This window comes from Formosa undariae (genome assembly GCF_042427615.1).
Lineage (GTDB): Bacteria > Bacteroidota > Bacteroidia > Flavobacteriales > Flavobacteriaceae > Formosa > Formosa undariae.
The window spans coordinates 81,107-99,696 of sequence record NZ_JBHMEZ010000003.1 but is presented as its reverse complement, the minus strand read 5'-3'; the positions used below and the strand labels follow the sequence as shown (position 1 = coordinate 99,696).

16 protein-coding genes and 1 riboswitch are annotated in these 18,590 nt (G+C 35.3%); of the genes, 12 read left to right on the top strand and 4 right to left on the bottom strand.

The genetic code is table 11. The annotated features are described in order from the left end of the window. The first annotated feature begins 142 nt into the window (after window positions 1-142). The 4 genes from ACFFVB_RS03860 (at window position 143) to ACFFVB_RS03845 (ending at window position 3,367) form a co-directional block, all read left to right on the top strand. The gene (locus ACFFVB_RS03860; protein WP_382381343.1) at window positions 143-1,129 is read left to right on the top strand and encodes a Kelch repeat-containing protein; all 987 of its coding nucleotides are present in this window, start codon (window positions 143-145) and stop codon (window positions 1,127-1,129) included. A 111-nt stretch (window positions 1,130-1,240) separates the two neighbouring features. Continuing rightward, window positions 1,241-1,567 carry a DUF4907 domain-containing protein gene (locus tag ACFFVB_RS03855; RefSeq protein ID WP_382381342.1) on the top strand — a complete coding sequence of 109 codons (327 nt, stop codon included), beginning with the start codon at window positions 1,241-1,243 and terminating at the stop codon, window positions 1,565-1,567. Window positions 1,568-1,829: 262 nt separating this feature from the next. Beyond that, window positions 1,830-2,636, top strand: a complete 807-nt coding sequence (locus ACFFVB_RS03850) for a sensor histidine kinase (protein ID WP_382382226.1) — start codon at window positions 1,830-1,832, stop codon at window positions 2,634-2,636. Next, on the top strand, window positions 2,633-3,367 hold the full coding sequence (locus ACFFVB_RS03845; protein ID WP_382381341.1) for a LytR/AlgR family response regulator transcription factor: 735 nt from the start codon (window positions 2,633-2,635) through the stop codon (window positions 3,365-3,367). The genes ACFFVB_RS03850 and ACFFVB_RS03845 overlap by 4 nt, the downstream gene beginning before the upstream one ends. Here the strand turns inward: ACFFVB_RS03845 and ACFFVB_RS03840 are convergent. Together ACFFVB_RS03840 and ACFFVB_RS03835 are read right to left on the bottom strand one after the other, a co-directional pair. Then, the gene (locus ACFFVB_RS03840) at window positions 3,356-3,946 is read right to left on the bottom strand and encodes a pseudouridine synthase (protein WP_382381340.1); all 591 of its coding nucleotides are present in this window, start codon (window positions 3,944-3,946) and stop codon (window positions 3,356-3,358) included. The genes ACFFVB_RS03845 and ACFFVB_RS03840 overlap by 12 nt on opposite strands. A 4-nt stretch (window positions 3,947-3,950) precedes the next feature. After that, window positions 3,951-6,254, bottom strand: coding sequence for a type IA DNA topoisomerase (locus tag ACFFVB_RS03835; protein WP_382381338.1), 2,304 nt, complete (start codon window positions 6,252-6,254; stop codon window positions 3,951-3,953). A 246-nt stretch (window positions 6,255-6,500) separates the two neighbouring features. Here ACFFVB_RS03835 and ACFFVB_RS03830 point away from each other — a divergent pair, with 246 nt between their 5' ends. Then, window positions 6,501-8,315, top strand: coding sequence for a DUF885 domain-containing protein (locus tag ACFFVB_RS03830; protein WP_382381337.1), 1,815 nt, complete (start codon window positions 6,501-6,503; stop codon window positions 8,313-8,315). Window positions 8,316-8,398: 83 nt separating this feature from the next. Here the strand turns inward: ACFFVB_RS03830 and ACFFVB_RS03825 are convergent, their stop codons facing one another. Both ACFFVB_RS03825 and recQ read right to left on the bottom strand, forming a co-directional pair. Further along, window positions 8,399-9,631 (bottom strand): putative porin, encoded by a 1,233-nt coding sequence (locus tag ACFFVB_RS03825; RefSeq protein WP_382381335.1) that lies wholly within the window; start codon window positions 9,629-9,631, stop codon window positions 8,399-8,401. A gap of 164 nt (window positions 9,632-9,795) precedes the next feature. Further along, the gene (gene recQ / locus ACFFVB_RS03820) at window positions 9,796-11,922 is read right to left on the bottom strand and encodes a DNA helicase RecQ (protein ID WP_382381333.1); all 2,127 of its coding nucleotides are present in this window, start codon (window positions 11,920-11,922) and stop codon (window positions 9,796-9,798) included. A 122-nt stretch (window positions 11,923-12,044) separates the two neighbouring features. Beyond that, a riboswitch (TPP riboswitch) is annotated at window positions 12,045-12,138 on the top strand. 75 nt (window positions 12,139-12,213) lie between these two features. Between recQ and thiS the strand changes: the two genes are divergently transcribed. From thiS to thiH, 7 genes are all read left to right on the top strand, one after another. Beyond that, window positions 12,214-12,417 (top strand): sulfur carrier protein ThiS, encoded by a 204-nt coding sequence (gene thiS, locus ACFFVB_RS03815; protein WP_382381331.1) that lies wholly within the window; start codon window positions 12,214-12,216, stop codon window positions 12,415-12,417. A 90-nt stretch (window positions 12,418-12,507) separates the two neighbouring features. Next, window positions 12,508-14,364 (top strand): phosphomethylpyrimidine synthase ThiC, encoded by a 1,857-nt coding sequence (gene thiC / locus ACFFVB_RS03810; protein WP_382381329.1) that lies wholly within the window; start codon window positions 12,508-12,510, stop codon window positions 14,362-14,364. Window positions 14,365-14,442: 78 nt separating this feature from the next. Then, window positions 14,443-15,030 (top strand): thiamine phosphate synthase, encoded by a 588-nt coding sequence (locus tag ACFFVB_RS03805; RefSeq protein WP_382381327.1) that lies wholly within the window; start codon window positions 14,443-14,445, stop codon window positions 15,028-15,030. Window positions 15,031-15,286: 256 nt separating this feature from the next. Continuing rightward, entirely contained in the window at window positions 15,287-16,048 is a 762-nt protein-coding gene (locus tag ACFFVB_RS03800; protein WP_382381325.1) for a hydroxymethylpyrimidine/phosphomethylpyrimidine kinase, read from the top strand. Continuing rightward, entirely contained in the window at window positions 16,045-16,704 is a 660-nt protein-coding gene (gene thiE, locus ACFFVB_RS03795) for a thiamine phosphate synthase (protein WP_382381323.1), read from the top strand. Before ACFFVB_RS03800 ends, thiE begins: the two co-directional genes overlap by 4 nt. Beyond that, window positions 16,697-17,470, top strand: coding sequence for a thiazole synthase (locus ACFFVB_RS03790; RefSeq protein ID WP_382381321.1), 774 nt, complete (start codon window positions 16,697-16,699; stop codon window positions 17,468-17,470). Before thiE ends, ACFFVB_RS03790 begins: the two co-directional genes overlap by 8 nt. 3 nt (window positions 17,471-17,473) lie before the next feature. Continuing rightward, window positions 17,474-18,586, top strand: coding sequence for a 2-iminoacetate synthase ThiH (gene thiH, locus ACFFVB_RS03785; protein ID WP_382381319.1), 1,113 nt, complete (start codon window positions 17,474-17,476; stop codon window positions 18,584-18,586). Window positions 18,587-18,590: the final 4 nt, after the last annotated feature.

The window sequence follows — 18,590 nt, the reverse complement described above, 5'->3', positions numbered from 1 at the left end:
AGAGCGTGAGTTCGTATAGACAAATACCAAACCTATCTACTTTATTTTCTAAAACTATAGTAAGCGCGTAGTTTTGATCTTGTTATTTAAAACATGCTGGTATATAATAAAGCAGCACTAAATTTTATAAATGATTCTAAATATGATTACAAATTCTACAAGAGTATTAATGTTGTGTGTATTAACATTAAGTCTGTTTAACTGTTCTAGCGACGATGACGATGGTGATAGAGGAAACTGGAAACAACGTTCTGTTTTCGATGGTGTACCAAGAAGTAATGTTGTCGGTTTTGTTTTAGACAATATGGGGTATATGGGAACTGGTTACGATGGAGATGATTATTTAAATGATTTTTGGGAATATAATATGGATGGTGACTATTGGGTACAAAAGGCCGATTTTCCTGGTACAGAAAGAAGTTCTGCTTCTGGATTTGCACTTAACGGAAATGGTTATTTAGGTATTGGATACGATGGAACAGACGAATTAAGTGATTTCTGGGAGTATAATAATGATACTAATCAATGGGCTCAGAAGGCAGATTTTATTGGTGGACCAAGACGTGCTGCAATAGGATTTTCTGGGAATAATACCGGATATATTGGTACTGGATACGATGGTGATAACGATTTAAAGGATTTCTATAAGTATAACCCAACTACAGATGAATGGTCTGAACTTGTTGGTTTTGGTGGAGAAAAACGTCGTTTTGCAACATCTTTTAGTATCGGAGATAAAGTATACATCGGAACAGGTGTTAGTAATGGTTTGTATAAATCAGATTTCTGGGAATTTGATCCAGCTACTGAAGTGTTTAATAGATTAAATGATTTAGACGAAGAAGACGATTATAGTATTACAAGATCTAATGCTGTTGGATTTAGTATGGACGGTTTAGGATACATTGTAACAGGTTATAATGGTGGTGTTTTAGGATCTACTTGGGAGTATAATCCAGGAACAGATTCTTGGGATGACATTACAAGTTTAGAGGCTTACACGCGTCAAGATGCCTTAGGTTTTTCTGATGGAAGTAGAGCATTTGTACTTTTAGGACGAAGCGGTAGTTTGTATTTAGATGATAATTACGAGTTGTTTCCACAGGAAGATTATGATGATGAAGATTAATTTGTTGTTAATCAAATAAAATTACCCTTTAAATTAAATAATAGTTGTTTGTTTTTTTAATTAAATCCCCGGGTGTAATGCTGTATATCTGGGGATTATTTTGTTTACTTTATGAAGAATATATTAAAATTATTTTTAGTTTTCGGATCTATAGTGTTAATATGCGGTGTCGTGTTTCTAATAAAAAACACGTCTACTTATAATACACGTGTTTATAAGGTAAATACAGGTTATGGTTACGAAATTAGTATGGGGAGTAAAATTTTAATTAAGCAGGATCACGTTCCTGCAATTTCGGAACAACATACTTTTTGTAATTCAGAGGATGCATTAAAAATTGCTAATTTGGTAATAAGTAAACTTGAAAATAAAGAAAACCCTAGAATCACTACAGCAGAATTAAAAACAAATGCTATAGCACTAAATTGTTTAAATTAGTAAGGCGCTAATAATGATAAAAAAAACACAACTCTATAATATTTTAAAAAAGGAAGGCTTTATACATTGTATAATATGGGCTCTTTTTTTCTGCGTATTTTTTCTTCAAATCTATTTAAATACAGGAAAAATACCGAAACCTTTTTTAAGTTTTCTATTTATTGGTTTTATTGGTTTTTATATTAATTATCTCTTTTTAGTTCCTCAGTTTCTATTAAAAAAGAAGAATCTATATTATTTTATAACAGTAAGTTTATTGATAGTGATAACGGTTGTTATTATTGAATTTGTACTTCCAAAGCCAGACATTGTAAGACATATACCACGGCCAACCGATTTAAACGGACCAGGAGATGATCCTGGTTTTAAAGGGGGGCGCATTGGTTTTCCTATATTTATTAATCTCATTTTTGTTATTATTGGTACAGCGATTAAAATGTATTTGGAATGGGATAAAAACATTCAGCACCAAAAAGAAGTGGAATCTCAAAAGTCGTCTGCCGAACTCCATTTTCTTAAAAACCAGCTAAGTCCGCATTTCTTATTTAATTCTTTAAATAGTATATATTCTTTAACAAGTCAGAAATCTAACGATGCTCCAGAGGCTGTAATTACACTTTCAGAACTGATGCGTTATATGTTGTATCAAGCGGATAATGATTTTGTAATGTTGAGTGATGAATTGGATTATATTCAGAATTATCTAAAACTACAACGGATTAGAATTGCGAATAATCAGAATGTTACATTGCTTATTAGAGGTGGTATTGGGCAGCAAAAAATAAGACCTTTATTACTGATTCCTTTTATTGAAAATGCTTTTAAATACGGTACAGATTACAAAGGAAATACTTTAGTTCGTATTGAAATTAATATAGATGGATCTAGCTTAGATTTTAAATGTGTAAATTTAGTAGGAAACAGAAAACAGGATCCTGAAAATTCGGGTATTGGATTACAAAACACACGAGATCGCTTACAACTATTATATCCAAATTTGCATAAACTTGATATTGAAGATGTAAATGATCAATTTATAGTCCACCTAAATTTAAATCTTTCGGTATGAAATGTATAATCATTGATGATGAGCCGTTGGCTATAGACGTTGTAGAATCCTATTTAAAACAAATGGGAGGGATGGAGATTGTTGCAAAGTGCACAAATCCGCTCGAAGCGATTACACTCCTTAACAAACACAGTGTAGATTTAGTGTTTTTAGACATAGAAATGCCTAATTTAAGTGGTATAGATTTAGTAAAATCTATAGAAAACTTACCCCAATTTATATTTACAACAGCCTATCCGCAATATGCATTAGACGGATTTAACTTAAATGCTACAGATTATTTAGTCAAACCCATCCCGTTTCACAGGTTTATAAAAGCCGTGACGCGTGCAAAAGAAAAATACGAATTGGAACATTTACAACCCGCAAGTGGAATGCCTGCACCAATAGGCTCATTTCAAAAACAAGAAAACGATTTTATTTTTGTGAAATCAGAATACGAAAACATTAAAATTAAGACCGAAAACATTATATATGTTCAAGGTTTAAAAGATTATATAAAAATTCATATCGAAGGGACTAACAAAGCAATTATTACTTTATTAAGCTTTAAAGATATGATGGATAAATTACCTGGGAATAATCATTTTATGCGCGTGCATAAATCATTTATTGTAAATGTAAATTCCATAAAAGCCTTACAGAAAACCAAAATTGTGTTACAAAACGATATGCGTATTCCAATTGGAGAAACGTTTAAAAAGGATGTTTTAGAACGTTTAGGGGTTTAAATCAAGTTCGGTTTTAATATCCGTTAATTCAATAGAATCACCTGGTTGCAGATTGTCAAGATAAATAGTACCCACGCGAACACGTACCAAACGTAGTGTAGGAAATCCCACTGCAGAAGTCATTTTACGGACTTGTCTAAATTTACCTTCGTTTAATATAATCGAAACCCATGAGGTAGGTCCGTGTCTTTCGTCTCTTAATTTTTTCCAGCGTTCAGGCAAATCAGGAGCCTCGCTAAGCTTAAAAGCAGGACAAGGTTTAGTCGTGTATTTTGTGCCGTTCAATCCTATTTCTACACCGTTTTGTAAGGCTTCAATTGCATCTTCAGTAATATCACCATCTACTTGTGCATAGTATTCTTTATCTACCTTAGCGCTGTTTACAAAATCACTCATTTTACCATCTGTAGTGAGTAATAACAAACCTTCAGATTTCTCATCTAAACGACCAATCGACATGGTGCCTTCAGGGAATTCTCCCAACTCACCAAGCAATTTTTTACGATGTTGTTTTTGTCCGTTGTTTATAAACTGACTTAAATATCCGAACGGTTTATATATTTTAAAGTGTTGATGCATTAATTTATATAGATGCGTTTAGAATTTTAAATACCAGTGCTTTACTCAACTGCTCTCCAGCCGATTTTTCTCGTATCACATCAAAGGTGACTTTAAAATCACAGCCCGATTTATAGGCACTACAACCATAGGCTGTTTTACCTTTCATAACAGTTCCTTGTTTACATTTCGGACAGGTTAGGGTGTCAGGAACTTCGGTTTTCACCTCTTTCTTTGCAGTAACTTTAGGTTCTAAAACCAGTTTAAAATCATCATCAAATCGCAACAAACCTTCTACAGAACCTTGCTCAGTTTTAAACCCTTTTAGGTTGACAGTCGATCCTTTTTGAAGTAATCTGATGTATTGTTTTTCTGAGATTTTTTTGTCATTAAATGCAAAAGGCAATACAAATTTACAACCCGATTTAAAGGTACTACAACCATAAGCTGTTTTTCCTTTGATCAAGGTGCCTTGTTTACATTTCGGACATTTCTCGGATAAAATTCCGGCATTTTGCTTGGCTTCAACTTTAGCCGCTTTCTTTTCAACTGTGGCAACATGAGATATATTTGCACGTTTGGTTTCACTGCGCACTTCGTAAACCAATTCGTCTACCATGCGTTTCATGTTATTTATAAACGTTCCCGCATTGTATTCGCCTTTTTCAATATCCTTTAATTGCTTTTCCCATAATCCGGTAAGTTCGGCAGATTTTAATAAATCATTCTGAATGATATCAATCAACTGAACGCCCGTTGTGGTTGGCAACAATTGCTTTTTATTACGGACAATATATTTTCTTCGGAATAAGGTTTCAATAATATTGGCGCGCGTAGACGGTCTACCAATACCATTTTCTTTCATCAATTCACGTAAATCATCATCATCGATTTGCTTACCAGCCGTTTCCATGGCACGTAGGAGGGAAGCCTCCGTAAACTGATTTGGTGGTTTGGTTTGCTTCTCTAAAAACGATGGTTCGTGAGGTCCTTTTTCGCCCTTTACAAATGTGGGTAAAATACCCGTTTCTTTTTTGTCTTTATCCGGAGATTCAAACACAACGCGCCATCCTTTTTTAAGGATTTCTTTTCCAGTGGTTTTAAAATTTACCTCGGCCGCTTTTCCAATAACTGTAGTATTCGATACCGAACAGTCGTCGTAAAACACAGCGATAAAACGTTTTACAATAATATCGTAAACCTGTTGCTGATTGTATTGTAAATTAATCTGAATTCCTGTCGGAATAATGGCGTGGTGATCGGTTACTTTTTTATCATTGAATACTTTAGCAGACTTTTTGATTTTCTTACCTAATAGCGGTTCTGTTAAGGTATTATATTTTGTTAATTTCTGAAGAATGCCGTGCACTTTAGGATACACATCGTTCGGTAAGAACGTGGTATCTACTCTAGGATACGTCACTACTTTTTGTTCGTACAGTTTTTGAACAATCTTCAACGTGTCGTCTGCCGAAAATCCAAATTTCGTATTACAATAGACCTGTAACCCTGTTAAATCAAATAATTTCGGAGCGTATTCTGTTCCTTTCTTTTTGGTAATAGATACAATTTCAAAATCGTCCTCTTTAACTTTATTGGCGAGAATTTCACCATCTTCCATTTTAAGAAAACGCCCTTCTTCGTAACTAAATAGCGTATCGCGATACATGGTTTGTAATTCCCAATACGGTTGTGGTTTAAAGTTTTCAATCTCTTTAAAACGGTTAACAACCATGGCTAAAGTTGGTGTTTGCACACGACCTATAGAAAGCACTTGCTTATATCCACCATGTTTTAGGGTGTATAAACGCGTAGCATTCATCCCTAAAAGCCAATCTCCAATCGCTCTAGAAAATCCAGCATAATATAAATTATCGTAATCTTTAGACGATTTTAAGTGTTCGAAACCCTCTTTAATGGCTTCAGTGGTTAATGACGAAATCCATAACCGTTGCACTTCGCCTTTATATTCAGCTTGGTCTAAAACCCAACGCTGTATCAATTCTCCTTCTTGCCCAGCATCCCCGCAGTTTATAACCACATCGGCTCTATCAAAAAGACTTTTTACAATTCTAAATTGCTTCTGAATTCCGGAGTCTGACGTTACTTTCGTCTTAAATTTATCAGGAAGCATAGGTAGATTATTTAAATCCCAACTCTTCCAATACGGTTTGTAATCGTTAGGTTCAAACAATGTGCATAAATGACCGAAAGTGTAAGTTACCGCATACCCATTGCCTTCGTAATATCCATCGTGCTTAGTATTAGCGCCTAAAACGGACGCAATTTCACGGGCTACACTTGGCTTTTCAGCGATACATACTTTCATTTTATTTCCTTAAATAAGAGTCCGCAAAATATAACTTTTGCGGAGTAAAAAGAAGCAGAGTTATCAGGAGTTATTAACGAATACTTCAGTCTTCAATTTTAGATCATTACAGTAATTAAGGATCTGTTTTTAGGGTTTTAGTTAGAATTACAGTTAGAATCGGGCTCTAAAGGCACTATTTTATGACAATTAAATTTATTACCTATATTTAGCCTGAACCTAATTTAACGTGATAACACTTTTTATATGAAAACATGCAACATTACTAAAACCGCATTACCGGTTTTACTTTTTCTACTAGTATTTGCTTCTTGCAAGGAAGAACCCAAAGCTATCGTTAGTCAGAAAGCCGAACTAAATATATGGTTTGATGTGAAGTACGAAGAGTTACTTCAAATGAGTCCAATGCATCTGACTTCTCTAGGTCGAAAAGATTTAAATGATAAAATCGACGACATGAGCAAAGCCGCAGAGGATAAAAAACTAGCGTGGTATGCCGATAGCGCCAAAGAATTAAAAGAAACATTCGATTACGATAATCTAGATCAAGCAGATCAGGCCTCTTATGATTTATGGATGTATCAATATGATATGTTGAAGGAAGGTCAGACTTATAGAGATATGGAGTATGTTTTCGAACAAATGCGTGGTGCACACACGTACTTTCCAAATTTCTTAATCAATTATCATAACGTGGATAGTCTTCCAGATATGACCGCTTATATTTCTAGAATTAAAGGAGTAGGTGTTGCTATGAATCAATTATTGGTTAAAGCACAAGATCAAGCCGACTTAGGTATATTACCTCCAAAATTTGCTTTCGAGACGGTTATTTCTCAAACAAAAGGTTTGCTTGACGGTAAAACAGTGTTAGACGATATGTACAGAAAAACGGATGCGCTATTAACTTCAGAAAAGATCACTGCAGAAGAAGCTGAATCTTTAAAACAACAATCGGCATCTGTAATTCAGGAATCATTTACTCCCGCATATCAGCATCTTTTAACGTGGTTAGAAACAGAAATTGATAATGCCGAAGCAGCTCCAACGGGAGTTAGCCGACATGAAAACGGTAAAGATTTTTACAACTATCAGCTAAAAGTTTTTACCACTTCCAATCTAACAGCAGGCGAAGTGCATGAAAAAGGATTAGAAGAAGTCGCTAGAATTAGAGAGGAAATGTTAGCTATAAAAGATAAAGTAGGTTTCGATGGCGATTTAAATGCGTTTTTTAAGTTTGTCGATAGCGATCCACAATTTTATTTTCCAAATACAGATGAAGGCAGACAAGGTTATATAGGTGAATCAACAAAATATCTAGATGCCATAGAGAAAAAATTACCAGATTATTTCGGAATTCTTCCTAAAGCTAAATTAGAAGTTAAACGTGTTGAAGCCTTTAGAGAACAAGATGGTGCACCACAACATTATAGTGCAGGAACTCCGGACGGTTCTAGATCAGGGACGTATTATGTTCATCTTTCTGATATGAGCATGATGGACAAAACGACGATGGAAGGTGTTGCATATCATGAAGGTCTTCCAGGGCATCACATGCAGATTTCTATCGCTCAAGAATTAGAAGAAGTTCCTCAGTTTAGAACACAAGCCGGTTTTAGTGTCTACAGCGAAGGTTGGGCATTATATGCTGAAATTTTAGCTAAAGAAATGGGCGGATATCAAAATCCGTATTACGATTTCGGCCGTCTGGTTAATGAAATATGGAGAGCCATTCGTTTGGTGGTAGATACTGGATTACATGCCAAAGGCTGGACGGAAGCAGATGCTTTTAAATATTTTAAAGAAAACTCTTCAGTGTCCGATGGTGCTATTACTGCGGAAGTACAACGCTATATGGTGATGCCTGGACAAGCGACTTCTTATAAAATAGGAATGCTTAAAATTCAGGAATTACGTAAAACTGCGGAAGACAAATTAGGAGAACAATTCGATATAAAAGGTTTTCATGACACCGTGCTTGGTGGTGGTGCTTTACCCATGGAATTATTAGAGCGTCGCGTTAATATGTGGATCGATTCACAACTAAAAACTAAAGCTTAGTATAAGCATTACAGCATATTTAATTAAAAACGCTTTGTATATTTTTAAGATACAAGGCGTTTTCTATATGCATAAATGCTGTGCTAAAAAGAAATATCCCATTGTAATCGAAAACGTAGGCCGTTATCGTAAATCCCCGTCTGATCTTGAAAATTGAAGTATGTCACTTCAGAGGTTAATTTATTTCTATGTCCTTTGAAAAACCAATTAAAAGCAACAACAAATTCTTGTTCTAAATTGTTCGATAAATCTGTATTAGGAATAAAATAGGCATAACGCGTTGCGACCTCTAAAGGTTTTGGAAACTTCGACCAAATGCTATGGAAAAAGTACCCTGTTTGAAAGTAAGCTCCTTTTAAAGTTGTCGTTTGATCATTTACAAAATCGTAAATTTCCTTAGAATGAAACTCGTTTTGCCAAGATAAACCTTGGTACATAAATGCGGTTTCAAGTAAATATTGCTTTACTTTATATTGTCCAGCTACTCCATCTTCAAAACCCTCCAATTGTCCCCCGCCTGCTTGAGAAAAACGTGTAAACGCACTTTTATTAGTAACAGCAGCTACAGCTACCAAACCTGTAAAATCATCATGATAATCCAAATCTGAACCTGTAAAACTTAATTCACGCCCCAAGATATTATATTGTAAACGACCAACATACATTAAGTGATTATCATCATTTTCTGTAGAGCCACGACCGGTTCCTGTTAAAAGTGAAGCGTTATAAGTGAAATCGGCATATTTACTAGGATTAATTCTACCATAAAATTCGACACCTTGTTGTCTGTCTAGCGTAAATGGACGCGTTAGAATAGAACGGTCTACCATTTGTTGCTTCCCTGAAGAGATAACACGTTCTCTGTTATAATACGTTTTCCATTGTCCAACTTTAATTTTAAAGAACGAATACTTCTCAATCATTATTCTAAAATCCATAAGATTACTAGCCGACAACTCGTATTCCCAATAGTATTTTAACCATGGTTGGAAGGCGTGACCACCCACTTTTAAACGCGCTCTGTTTATTTTAAAAACGGTTTCCTTATCCGAGTAAATCTCATCGTAGGTTATGGGGTTTAGATCACTAGGTGTAGAAAATCTGAATTGTAAACGAGATTCTATATGAAGAGAGAATTTTTCGTCGGTGGTTTTAAATTCAAAGCCTTCGTCTGTATATTCAATTTCAATTTTTTGTTCTTTAACAGCCGATGAATCTTTTAATTGTAAAAGATCTTCTTGTCCGTAGCTAAAAGCAGTCGACAAGTAAAGACACGATATAAGTAGATAAAATAATGGTTTGGTCGATTTTTTCATAAGGGATAAATAGTCGATACGAATTTAATAAACTCTAATTTATAAAATAATATTTAATAGTTTTCATCTACTAGTAAACGATTTTTGTAATCATAAACATGAGCGTTTACGTTGACTTATTATTCGAATATTTCAAAGTAATGCAGTCATAAAATACTACTAATTTAACTATCTATAACACTTAAAGCTAAGCGGATTTTGAAATAATCTAATTGTTCATCAAAGTAGTCGTAATAGGCTTTTAATGAGGTTGATCCTTCTATGTTTGACTTTGCTTTTTTTACATCTTCAACTTCGCGTTTAGACACGAAATCATAAATATTAATATCTTTTCCATCACTATGAAGTTTTGCTATATGAGAGTAAACAGTAGTATCTCTAAGCTTACGTTGCATAGAAATTTCTTCGATAGATAACCCTTTTTTATACAATTCGTAAGTCACCATATGGGTAGCTTGTTTTTTGTCTTTCTTAGGTTTAGACCCTAGAAATTTCATGATTTCTTCTACAAATTCATCACCATACGTTTCCGCTTTATGTTGTCCTACACCGCTAACATCCATAAGATCCATAATACTCATCGGACGATCGCGTTCCATTTCCATTAACGTTTTGTCACTAAAAATAAGGTAAGCCGGGATGTTTTCTTCTTTCGAAATTTTATAACGTAACTGACGTAAACGTTCAAATAATGAATCGGCAGTCGTTTTAGAAGCACCACGTTTAACTTTGGTTCGTTTTACACGCTCTTTAACTTTAGGTTCTGCGATATGTACCGGTCGTGTTAAGGAGACTTTTGCTCCTTTAAACAACACATTATTAGAAAATTCGGTAAGTTGTAAGGCGTTATTTTTATGAAATGCAATCTCACAATACCCTTGATTCATAAGCTGAATAATGAAATGTTGCCAATCTTTCCAAGCCACATCTTTACCAATTCCAAACGTTTTTAATTTGTCGTAACCCTTTTCTAAAACATTCGCATTTTGGGACCCTCTTAGTACATCTAAAATAGTACCAATGGCTTCTTTTTCTCTAAGGCGATAGACTGCAGATAGTATCTTTTGTGCGATAACTGTACCGTCAAATATCTGCGGCGGATTCTTGCACACGTCACAATTTCCACAATTTTCTTCGAGTAGCTCACCAAAGTAACTTAGCAAGATTTTTCGTCGGCATGTTGTAGCTTCACTAAATTGCTTCATGCGTTCCAACTTCGCAATCTGAACCTCTTCATTCGAAGCTCCCGAAGCAAATCGACGTAATTGAATCACATCAGCGTAACTATGAAACAATAGAGCATGAGCTTGTAATCCATCACGACCACCACGACCAATTTCCTGATAATACCCTTCAATATTTTTAGGCATATTGTGGTGAATTACCCAGCGGACATTGGATTTATCAATCCCCATCCCAAAGGCCACAGTCGCGCAAACCACTTGCGTATTATCGTATACAAAATCTTCTTGAACTCTATTACGTTCGTTAAAATTAAGTCCGGCATGATAAGCCGTGGCTGGCACACCATTACTATTTAATTTCTTAGCAAGATCTTCCGTATTTTTTCTGCTTAAGCAATAAATAATCCCAGATTCGTTAGGATGTTTCTTGACGTAACTAATAATCTGTTTTACTTTTTCGGTTCCAGAACGGACTTCTAAAGAGATGTTTTGTCTGTCGAAAGAAGATATAAATTGTTGTGCGTTAGGAATCTTTAATTGATCTAGAATATCTTGTCGCGTTGCTTTATCTGCAGTGGCAGTTAACGCAATAATTGGAATATTTGGCAATGATTTTTTTAGAAATCCAAGCTGTTGATATGACGGACGAAAATCATGACCCCAAGACGAGATACAATGTGCTTCGTCAATAGCAATACAACTCACATAGCGTTCATTTAAAATATTAGATAAACCCGCAAGACTTTCTGGCGCAACATATAAAAGTTTTAATTCTGCTTTTATAACTTGCTCTAAAATGGCTTGTTGCTCTTCTGACGACTGACTACTATTATAAAAATTGGCATGAATTCCATTTGCTTTTAATCCGTCTACCTGATCTTTCATTAAAGCGATAAGCGGAGAAACCACAACTGTTAAACCTTCAAAAAGTAAGGCCGGTACCTGAAAACACATCGATTTTCCACCTCCAGTTGGCATAATAACTAAGGCATCATTTCCCTCAAGAACATATTCTATAATGTCTTGCTGTTGGGCACGAAACTGGTCGTATCCAAAGTGTTTTTTTAACGTAGGAAGTAGTAGATTTTTATAATCGGGTAGTGGCATGCTTCTTTTTTTCGAATGGCAAAATTAAGGCAAACAACTCATAAAACAGCAAAACAATTTTTAAATTTCTTTTATATAATTTGTTTTCGTCAATTAAAATCCTTTAAGTTTGTAACAACAAAAATAAACTTTAGGAGTAACTACTAGGTAGTTTGAGAAATATCCTTTGAACCTGACGCTGTTAATACAGCCGGAGGAAAAAGTTAGCACTTTTCAAATCATTTCACTAGAACCGATTTCAATTTCGGTTTATCCTTTAAAAGTTTATGGAAATTTATCTAAATCAAGATTATGATATCTGTAAACGTAAACAATACTATACATCAGGTTGCCGAAAATACTTCGCTTGCAACTATCGTTTCTAAACTAAGCCCCATTCAAAATGGTATTGCAGTAGCTATTAATAACGCTGTTGTGCCTTATTTTAATTGGGAAAAAACTACAGTTTTAAACAACGATAATATACTGATTATTCAGGCCACACAAGGCGGTTAGTACTGTTTCTTTTTTTATATCACAATCTTATTTAACGTAATTAATTCGGTGTATACACAAGATGTTTGCGCTTTAATTTAATGAATAACCATGAAGAAAAAAGACACAGCACCACAAAATGGTGTGACTAGAAATCCGTTTCCAAGTTCTAAAAAAATTTATGTTCAAGGCCAATTATTTCCTGAATTACAAGTCGCTATGCGAGAAATCGCATTGAGTGACACTGTAGATTCTTTGACTAAAGCCCGAACTCCAAATCAGCCAATAACCATTTACGATACCTCTGGGCCATACACCGATCCTGATAAGGATATTAACGTGCATAAAGGAATAGAACGTATTCGTGAATCTTGGATTTTAAAACGTGGCGATGTAGAACAACTAGATGCGTTTTCCTCGAAGTATTGTAATGAGCGCATAAATAATGCAGAGCTAGATCATTTACGATTTGCAGATGTAAAGAAGCCATTTAAAGCTAAGGCTGGAAAAAATGTATCCCAAATGCATTATGCCAGACAAGGGATTATAACACCTGAAATGGAGTATGTTGCGATTCGTGAAAATCAGAAAATAGATGAAGCGATTCGTCTATCAGAGCAACATAAAGGTCAGGATTTTGGAGCTTCAATTCCTCAGAAAATCACACCAGAATTTGTAAGAGAAGAGATTGCTCGTGGTCGTGCAGTCCTGCCTTCAAACATTAATCACCCAGAAAGTGAACCGATGATTTTAGGTCGAAATTTCCTGGTGAAAATCAATGCAAACATCGGAAATTCAGCAACAACGTCTAGTATTGAAGAAGAAGTTGAAAAAGCGGTTTGGGCGTGTCGTTGGGGAGCCGATAACATCATGGATTTATCAACAGGAGAGAATATTCATGAAACTCGTGAGTGGATTATTCGTAATTCGCCAGTACCAATCGGAACCGTGCCAATTTACCAAGCTTTAGAAAAAGTAAATGGTAAAGCCGAAGATTTAACGTGGGAGATTTTCCGTGATACTTTAATCGAACAAGCCGAGCAAGGTGTCGATTATTTCACTATTCACGCTGGTGTTCGTTTGCGCTATGTGCCTATGACGGCAAAACGTATTACAGGAATTGTTTCTCGTGGTGGATCAATCATGGCAAAGTGGTGTTTAGCGCATCATAAAGAAAGTTTTCTGTATACCCATTTCGAAGACATTTGTGAGATTATGAAAGCTTACGATGTGGCTTTTTCATTGGGAGACGGATTACGTCCGGGATGTATTGCCGATGCGAATGATGAAGCGCAATTTGCAGAATTAGAAACTTTAGGCGAACTGACTAAAATCGCATGGAAACACGATGTGCAAACCTTTATTGAAGGTCCTGGACACGTACCAATGCATATGATTAAAGCAAACATGGACAAGCAATTAGAAGCTTGCGAAGAAGCGCCTTTTTATACTTTAGGTCCGTTAACTACAGATATAGCACCAGGTTACGATCATATTACTTCAGGTATTGGAGCTGCAATGATTGGTTGGTTTGGTTGCGCCATGTTATGCTACGTGACGCCTAAAGAACACTTGGGCTTACCAAATAAAGATGATGTACGTACGGGAGTTGTGACGTATAAATTAGCAGCACATGCGGCGGATTTAGCAAAAGGACATCCAGGAGCACAGCACCGTGATGATGCGTTGAGTAAGGCACGTTTTGAATTCCGTTGGGAAGACCAGTTTAACTTGGCCCTCGATCCAGAATTGGCTCGCGAATATCATGACGAAACGCTTCCTGCAGAAGGTGCTAAAATCGCACATTTCTGTTCGATGTGTGGCCCTAAATTCTGTTCGATGAAAATTTCACAAGAGGTGCGTGATTTTGCTGCCGTTAATGAAATAATTGGGGATGAAGTATTTACAAAAGGTATGGAAGAAAAGTCCGAAGAATTCAAAAATAAAGGGAGTGAAGTGTATCTTTAAACAATATTCAGTTAGTAATGCTAGTCAACATTTACTTGACTAGCATTACTAATTGTTCACTTTTAATTATTTATAGATATGATTGTACTCATAGCGCCCGAAACAGATATACCCAACGAAATTGAAATACTACATCGGTTATTTCAAGACGGATTACAGTATTATCATTTACGGAAACCAAACAAGAATTTTGAAGAACATGTTGCGTATTTAAATCAGATAGACGCTCAGTATCACAACAGAATTGTCGTGCATTATTTTCATGAATTGGTAAATACGTTCGATTTAAAAGGCATTCATTTTCAAGAACAAAAACGCATTGACCATATTGATAATCCCGGGCAGTACTTTAAAGGTTTGAACATGTTTGGAAAATCTATAAGTTCATCTTTTCATGAACCAGAAGATCTTGATAACTGCTATTTCGAATTCGATTATCACTTGTTAAGTCCTATATTTTCATCAATTTCAAAAGTGGGCTACGAAGGTCGTGGATTTGACGTCAATCATATAGATAAAATAATAATTGGTATGGGCGGTGTTACCGATTCAAACATTGAAACGTTTAAACAATTAGGATATAAAGGCGTTGGTGTTTTAGGAGGTATTTGGAATAGCGAAAATCCTTTAGATGTTTTTAATAAGATACAAAGTCAATTTAAATAATTAAAGATTCATAAATAATAAGACCCTGAAACAAGTTCAGGTTGACGGTATATTCACCTTTTAGAAATAGAATGTTGTTTGCGTCGTCATGCTGAACTCGTTTCAGCATCTTACAAGTAGAAAAACAATGAATTGACATTTAGTAAGGAGCACCAATATAATTTGACTCTGAATTTAAAGATTCATGAATACATTTAAATTAGTAAGGCATGAATAACTAGATTCAGGGTAACATGAAAGGATTAAACAAACATTAATGAATAACAAAACATTCATATTAACAATTGCGGGACTCGACCCCTCGAGTGGAGCGGGAATCACTTCAGATATTAAAACATTTGAAGCTCACGGTTTATATGGTTTATCGGTTTGTACTGCGGTAACGGTTCAAAATGATATCGATTTTAAGGATTGTATTTGGATGGATGAACATATAATCATCAATCAGATTGAAATTCTTTTTAAGCGATTTACTATTAATGTGGTTAAAATTGGTATTATTGAATCTTGGCACGTCCTTTCAAAAGTGGTAGATACATTATTGCGATTAAACTCTGAAATCAAGATTATTCTAGATCCTATCATGAAAGCAAGTACGGGATTTGATTTTCATACAGATTCAGATGTTAAAACCTTAAATAGTGTCTTAGAAAAGTGTTATTTTATAATACCAAATTACGACGAGATTCAAAATTTATTACCCAATAAATCCATTTCAGAAACCATTGAGTTTATTTCAGATAAAACAAATATCTATTTAAAAGGCGGTCATAGAGCCGACAAAAAAGGTTGGGACGAAATTTACCATAGTGGTATTGTTCAAATTAATTTTAGACCAGGCGTTCAGAAAATCCATGAAAAACATGGCAGTGGTTGTGTTATTTCGGCCGCATTGGCCTCTAATTTTACGAAAAATATGGATTTAGAAGATGCTTGTAAATTAGCAAAACAATACACAGAACAGTTTCTAAATTCAAATGACTCGTGGTTAGGAACACATAATTACAAAAACTTATGATAAGTAAATTACAGTATATCACACAAGGAAACACGGCAGAACAACATTTAGAATATGTTCAAGCCGCATGTAGTGCAGGTGCAGATTGGATTCAATTACGAATGAAAAATTTCGATGAAGCTATTGTTTTACAAACAGCCGAAAAAGCACGAGAAATCACTATGCATTTTCAAACACGATTAATCATAAACGATTTTTATAAAATAGCCAAATCAGTGAATGCAGATGGTGTGCATTTGGGGAAAAATGATGGTTGTCCGTTGGAAGTTCGTGAGTATTTAGGAAAGTGGTTTTCTATTGGAGGTACAGCAAACACACTTGAAGATTGTGAAAATCTTATCGATAAAAAGGTTGATTATATTGGATTAGGTCCTTTTAAATTTACTACAACTAAATCTAATTTAGGCCCGATTTTAGGAATTGACGGCTATAAATCAATTTTAAATGCCCTTGATTCGGACATCCCGATTATTGCTATTGGAGGTATTACACTACCTGATATTCCTGAACTTATAAATACGGGAATTTATGGCGTTGCAGTGTCTGGAGAGCTGACAAAAAACTTTAATGCTATCCCCGAATTTAATGCTGTTTTAAACGGACCAAGTACTCAGGAGCAAGTTTATAAAATGAATAAAACCGAAGATGATGAGTGATCTTTTAACAATTGCAGATAAAACTTTTAGTTCTAGACTATTCACTGGAACTGGAAAATTTAGTAATTCTCAAAACATGAGAGATGCTATTTTAGCTTCAGAAAGCGAATTAGTTACTGTGGCTTTAAAACGCGTGAATACAACTGATTTAGAAGACGATATACTGACTCATTTGAATCATTCGTCGATACACTTGCTGCCAAACACCTCTGGAGTAAGAACTGCAGAAGAAGCCGTTTTTGCAGCACAATTATCTCGTGAAGCTTTACATACTAATTGGGTGAAATTAGAAATTCATCCCGATCCTAAATACTTACTACCAGATCCCATTGAAACTTTAAAGGCCGCAGAAATTCTAGTTAAAGAAGGATTTGTTGTAATGCCATATATTCATGCCGATCCTGTTTTATGTAAGCGATTAGAGGATGTTGGGGTACAATGTGTGATGCCTTTAGGAGCTCCAATAGGAAGTAATAAAGGGTTGAAAACATTAGAATTTTTAGAGATTATAATTGCGCAAAGTAATGTTCCTGTTATTGTAGATGCAGGTATTGGGAGTCCTTCTCATGCTGCTTTTGCCATGGAGTTAGGCGCAGATGCCGTACTTGTAAATACTGCGATTGCTGTATCTCAGAATCCGATAGAAATGGCCAAAGCGTTTAAATTGGCTGTTCAAGCTGGACGCATGGGGTATAATGCCAAATTAGCACCTATTAAACAGACTGCCGAAGCTAGTAGTCCATTAACAAGCTTTTTAAACGCCTAAGTTATGAGCACTTTTAAAACCCTTTTAGATCAGTATAATTGGGACGATACGTTACAAGGTATTTATGCTAAAACAGAAAATGATGTATTACATGCATTAGGAAAATCGACTCGTGATTTAGAAGATTTTAAAGCCTTAGTGTCTCCCGCAGCCGCACCTTATTTAGAAGATATGGCGCAGTTGAGTCAGCAGATTACAAAGAAGCGTTTCGGGAATACCATACAAATGTATGCACCCATGTATTTGAGCAACGAATGTCAAAATATTTGCACGTATTGTGGTTTTAGTATGACCAATAAGATACCGCGTAAAACATTAACCGATGCTGAAATCTTGAAAGAAACCGCTTTTTTAAAGGCCAAAGGTTACGACCATATTTTATTAGTTACAGGAGAAGCTAATCGGACAGTAGGTGTGGAGTATTTGAAAAATGCCATTCAATTAATGCGTTCTCAATTTTCGAATATTACCATTGAAGTCCAACCGTTAGATCAGGATGAGTACGAATTGCTTATAGAACATGGTTTGTATGCGGTTTTGGTTTATCAGGAGACATATCATCGGGACGAATATAAAAAGCATCATCCCAAAGGTAAAAAGTCGAACTTCGATTATCGTTTAGAGACTCCCGATCGTTTGGGGAAAGCGGGGATTCATAAAATCGGATTGGGAAGTTTATATGGTTTAGAAGATTGGAGGGTAGATAGTTTTTTTACAGCGCTTCATTTTAAATACCTACAGAAAACGTATTGGAAAACGAAATATAGCATGTCTTTTCCGCGTTTACGTCCGTTTTCGGGTGGATTAGAGCCTAAAGTAGAAATGACCGATAAAGATTTGGTTCAACTAATTTGTGCCTATCGCTTATTAGATGAAGATTTAGAATTATCCATGTCAACTCGGGAAAGTGAGTTATTTCGTGATCATATTGTTAATTTAGGAATTACATCTATTAGTGCAGAATCTAAAACAAATCCTGGAGGCTATGTAGTTGAAAAACAATCGCTAGAGCAATTCGAGATTTCGGATGAGCGATCGACAGAAGTCGTGGCAGAAATGTTAAAATCTAAAGGATTAGAAGTTGTTTGGAAAGATTGGGCTAACAATTGGCAATAATTAT

Bases quoted from the DNA above. Each gene is read 5' to 3' on its own strand.
- ACFFVB_RS03860 (WP_382381343.1), top strand. From the start codon at position 143: ATGATTACAAATTCTACAAGAGTATTAATGTTGTGTGTATTAACATTA.
- ACFFVB_RS03855 (WP_382381342.1), top strand. From the start codon at position 1,241: ATGAAGAATATATTAAAATTATTTTTAGTTTTCGGATCTATAGTGTTA.
- ACFFVB_RS03845 (WP_382381341.1), top strand. From the start codon at position 2,633: ATGAAATGTATAATCATTGATGATGAGCCGTTGGCTATAGACGTTGTA.
- ACFFVB_RS03840 (WP_382381340.1), bottom strand. From the start codon at position 3,946: ATGCATCAACACTTTAAAATATATAAACCGTTCGGATATTTAAGTCAG.
- ACFFVB_RS03835 (WP_382381338.1), bottom strand. From the start codon at position 6,254: ATGAAAGTATGTATCGCTGAAAAGCCAAGTGTAGCCCGTGAAATTGCG.
- ACFFVB_RS03830 (WP_382381337.1), top strand. From the start codon at position 6,501: ATGAAAACATGCAACATTACTAAAACCGCATTACCGGTTTTACTTTTT.
- ACFFVB_RS03825 (WP_382381335.1), bottom strand. From the start codon at position 9,631: ATGAAAAAATCGACCAAACCATTATTTTATCTACTTATATCGTGTCTT.
- recQ (WP_382381333.1), bottom strand. From the start codon at position 11,922: ATGCCACTACCCGATTATAAAAATCTACTACTTCCTACGTTAAAAAAA.
- thiS (WP_382381331.1), top strand. From the start codon at position 12,214: ATGATATCTGTAAACGTAAACAATACTATACATCAGGTTGCCGAAAAT.
- thiC (WP_382381329.1), top strand. From the start codon at position 12,508: ATGAAGAAAAAAGACACAGCACCACAAAATGGTGTGACTAGAAATCCG.
- ACFFVB_RS03805 (WP_382381327.1), top strand. From the start codon at position 14,443: ATGATTGTACTCATAGCGCCCGAAACAGATATACCCAACGAAATTGAA.
- ACFFVB_RS03800 (WP_382381325.1), top strand. From the start codon at position 15,287: ATGAATAACAAAACATTCATATTAACAATTGCGGGACTCGACCCCTCG.
- thiE (WP_382381323.1), top strand. From the start codon at position 16,045: ATGATAAGTAAATTACAGTATATCACACAAGGAAACACGGCAGAACAA.
- ACFFVB_RS03790 (WP_382381321.1), top strand. From the start codon at position 16,697: ATGAGTGATCTTTTAACAATTGCAGATAAAACTTTTAGTTCTAGACTA.
- thiH (WP_382381319.1), top strand. From the start codon at position 17,474: ATGAGCACTTTTAAAACCCTTTTAGATCAGTATAATTGGGACGATACG.